The sequence below is a fragment of the Aeromicrobium sp. PFPM2_SD2 genome (assembly GCF_057364525.1).
The window spans coordinates 1-3,608 of the sequence record NZ_JBNFNZ010000264.1; the positions used below are offsets into that span (position 1 = coordinate 1).

General features: G+C 74.4%; 5 protein-coding genes. 2 read left to right on the top strand and 3 right to left on the bottom strand.

The annotated features are described in order from the left end of the window. Positions 1 to 800, top strand: an 800-nt coding sequence (locus AC2W7G_RS11720) for a TetR-like C-terminal domain-containing protein (protein WP_485868596.1), incomplete at its 5' end; no start/stop codon positions are given. Then, positions 722 to 1,498, top strand: coding sequence for an SGNH/GDSL hydrolase family protein (locus tag AC2W7G_RS11725; RefSeq protein WP_485868600.1), 777 nt, complete (start codon positions 722 to 724; stop codon positions 1,496 to 1,498). The genes AC2W7G_RS11720 and AC2W7G_RS11725, both read left to right, overlap by 79 nt. On the opposite strand, the gene AC2W7G_RS11730 is transcribed toward AC2W7G_RS11725, so the two are convergent. From AC2W7G_RS11730 to AC2W7G_RS11740, 3 genes are all read right to left on the bottom strand, one after another. Further along, a complete protein-coding gene (locus AC2W7G_RS11730; RefSeq protein ID WP_485868597.1) occupies positions 1,461 to 2,303 on the bottom strand; it encodes a GNAT family N-acetyltransferase in 843 nt (280 codons plus the stop codon). The genes AC2W7G_RS11725 and AC2W7G_RS11730 overlap by 38 nt on opposite strands. Next, positions 2,252 to 3,415, bottom strand: a complete 1,164-nt coding sequence (lplB, locus tag AC2W7G_RS11735; protein WP_485868598.1) for a lipoate-protein ligase small subunit — start codon at positions 3,413 to 3,415, stop codon at positions 2,252 to 2,254. Before lplB ends, AC2W7G_RS11730 begins: the two co-directional genes overlap by 52 nt. A gap of 7 nt (positions 3,416 to 3,422) precedes the next feature. Further along, positions 3,423 to 3,608: hypothetical protein (locus AC2W7G_RS11740; protein ID WP_485868599.1), on the bottom strand; the 186-nt coding region annotated here is incomplete at its 5' end.

Sequence of the window (3,608 nt, forward strand, 5' to 3'; positions counted from 1 at the left end):
GTCGGGGACGACGAGGACCCACGCCGTCCGGCTGTCTGGGCAGCCTCGTCCACGGGTTCGTCGACCTCGAGCTCGCCGGCGGCTTCAGCCACTCCCGCCCCGACGCCTCGGCGTCGTGGGCCCGCAGCCTCGACGCGCTCGACGCGCTGCTGCCGCGCCTGGCCCTCCCCCGACCCGACCGATCCGGAGCCGTCATGACCCTCGTCCCCGTCCAGCTCACCGACGACCTCGTCCACGGCGCGCTGGACCTCGAGCGCACCGAGCGCGGGCTGCGCCCGCACCGGCTGCCGCGCTGGGCCCGCGAGCAGAGCTCCGACCCCCAGGTGGCGATGGTGGAGGCCGAGCCCGCCGGCGTGCGTCTCGCGTTCCGCACGACGGCGACGGCCGTCGAGCTGGACGTCCTGCCCACCCGTCGCGAGTACGCCGGCGTCCCGCCCCGTCCGCTCGGGAAGCACGACGTCCTCGTCGACGGACGCCTGGTCGCCCAGCAGACCGTCGCGGCCGGCGACCGGATGGTGCTCGACCCGCGCACCGGCGGCGTCGAGCACCACCGCGGCGAGCCGGGCACGGTGCGGGTCGACGGGCTCGACCCCGCCGACAAGCTCGTCGAGGTCTGGCTCCCGCACCAGGAGAGCACCGAGCTCGTGGCCTGCGCGCCGACGCGGAGGTGCACGCGGTGCCGCGCGGCGGGCGTCCGCGCTGGCTGCACCACGGCAGCTCGATCAGCCAGGGCTCGAACGCGACGAGCCCGACCGCGACCTGGACGTCCGTCGCCGCGGCCCGGGCCGGGCTCGACCTGACGAACGTGGGGCTGGGCGGCAGCGCGCTGCTCGACCCGTTCGTGGCCCGCACCCTGCGCGACGTCCCCGCGGACCTCGTGAGCGTGAAGATCGGGATCAACCTGGTCAACAGCGACGTCATGCGCATGCGGGCGCTCGTGCCCGCGGTGCACGGCTTCCTCGACACGATCCGCGAGGGCCACCCGGACGTCCCGCTGCTCGTCATGACGCCGCTGTACTGCCCGATCCACGAGGACACGCCGGGTCCGGGAGCGTTCGACCTGAGCGACGGGACGCTGCGTTTCGTCGCGACCGGCGACCCGGCCGAGGTCGCCGCGGGACGCCTGACCCTGCGCACCGTCCGGGCCGCGCTCGCGGACGTCGTGGAGCGCGCCGGGCCCAGGACCCGCACCTGCACCTCGTCGACGGCCCGCGCTGTACGGACCGGCCGACCACGACGAGCTGCCGCTGCCCGACCGGCTGCACCCGGACACCGCCGCGCACCGCCGCATCGGCGAGCGCGCGGCCGCCGTCCTGAGCACGCACCTCGCCTGCCCGGCCCCCTGACCAGGGCCTCACCCGAGCCCGGCTCCCCCGAGATGTGGGGAGGAATGCACCATGGAATGGCGGTTCGTGGTGCTTTTCTCCCCACATCTCGCCGGAGGCGTCGCGGGGTGAGGGTCAGAGGTCGAGGCGGAGGTTCTGGAAGCTCAGCGTGACGTGCATGCCCAGGCGCTCGTAGAGGCTCAGCGCGCCGGTGCGCGAGTCCGTGTCGAGCCGCCCGCGGGTGCGGCCGCGCGCCCGGGCGGCGGCGTACGACACGGCCAGCAGCTGCTGGGCGATGCCGCGGCCGCGCTGGTCGCGGCGCACCGCCAGCTGGGCGACCCAGTACTCGTCGTCGCTCTCGCCGTCCATGCCGACGCAGGCGCCGACCACCTCGTCGCCCGCCACCGCCACGAGCAGGTGGTCGTCGGTGGTGCCCGGGCGGTCCAGCACCAGCGCCTTCCAGCTCTCGAACGCGCGCGGGGCGCGACCCTCCCACTCGTTGAACGCGTCCTCGACGACCCGGTGCACCGCGTGCTCCTCGCCGGCGCGCATCGGCCGCACCGTGACACCGTCGGGCAGCGGACGCTGGGCGATCGTGGCGTCCGCGGGCAGCTCCAGCGACCAGGACTCGTGGGCCGGCACGTAGCCACGTGCCTCGAGGAACCCGCGCGTGCGCGCGTCGGTCTCGAACGCCTCCTGCTCGCAGCGGCGTCCCCCGCGCTCGCGCTGACGCTGCTCGACCCAGTCGGCCAGCACCGTGCCCAGGCCCCGGCCGCAGGCGTCCGGGACGACGTCGACGCGGGCGAACCCGTTCGCGAACAGGAAGCCCGCCGCGACGGGCCGCCCGCCGTCGAGCACCAGCCGGGTGTCGTGGGCGGCGTCGAACGTGGGGTCGGCCCAGAAGCCCTGCAGGTCGACGGCGTCCATCAGCGTCTCGCCGGCCGTGTCGAGGTCGACGGCGTGGAAGACGGCCAGCACCAGGGGCAGGTCCTCGGGGCGGGCGGGGCGGACGTCGACGGGGCGTTCACGGCCCCCATCCAACTACGGGACGCGGGCCAGCCACGCAGGGTCGGAGAACTTGGACTCCGCGAGCCGCTCGGCCCGGGCCCACGTCTCGGCGTCGAGCTCGGTGCGGGCGATCGGTCCGTTCTCGCGGTCGAAGTGCTCGACGAGCGCCTTGACGACGTCCTCGCGCGGCAGGCCGGTCTGCGAGCGGATCGGGTCGACCGCTTGGCCGCGCTCACGTGCCCCTTGTCGGAGAGCTTCTCGCGCCCGATGCGCAGGATGTCGAGCATCTTGGCCGCGTCCATGTCGTAGGACATCGTCACGTGGTGCAGCACCGCGCCGGACGCGAGCCGCTTCTGCGCGGCGCCGCCGATCTTGCCGGCGGGCGAGACGAGGTCGTTGACCGGCTTGTAGTCGGCCTCGACCCCCAGCTCGCGCAGCGCGCGGACGACCCAGGCGTCCAGGAAGGCGTAGGACTCGATGAAGCTCATGCCCTCGACGAGCGTGCCGGGGACGTACAGCGAGTACGTGATCGTGTTGCCCGGCTCGACGAACATGGCGCCACCGCCGGAGATGCGCCGTACGACGGTGGTGTCGTGACGCGCCGCCGCCTCCAGGTCGACCTCGTTGCTCAGCGACTGGAACGAGCCGATGATGACCGCGTTGCTGGCCCACTCCCAGATGCGCAGCGCCGGGCCGCGCTCGCCGGCGCCGACCTGCTGGGCGATCACCTCGTCGACGGCCATCTGCATGGCCGGGTGCAGGGGGCCGGTCTCGACCAGCTCGAAGGCGTGGTCGCTCCAGGTGGTGGCCCGGCCGAGGGCGCGCAGCACGACCATGGCGATCGAGCGCGGGTCGAACCCGACCATGACGGCGTCGCCGCGAGCGGTCTCGACCGCCGCCTCGATCTCGGCCAGCGACGCGTCGGCGGGCATCCCCTCGACGGCGTCGGACATGTGGCCCAGCGCCTCGTCCGGCTCCAGGAAGAAGTCGCCGGACAGGCGGACGTCCGCGATCCTCCCCTCGGTCACCTCGAGGTCGACGACGACCAGCTTGCCCTGGGGAACCTTCAGCTCTGCGTGCACACCGACGTCAACCCGGCGGGCGTCCGGTCTCTTCCCGGCGCGGCGACGCGAGCGAGCCGCCGGCCCGGACGCGCTCGCGGAACGCCCCCGGCAGCTCTCCGGTGACCCGCACCAGGAAGCGCGAGAAGTTGGCCGCGCGCCGAACGAGAAGCCGGTCGCGCGACCGAGGCGACGCGCGCGCATCACTCACCCG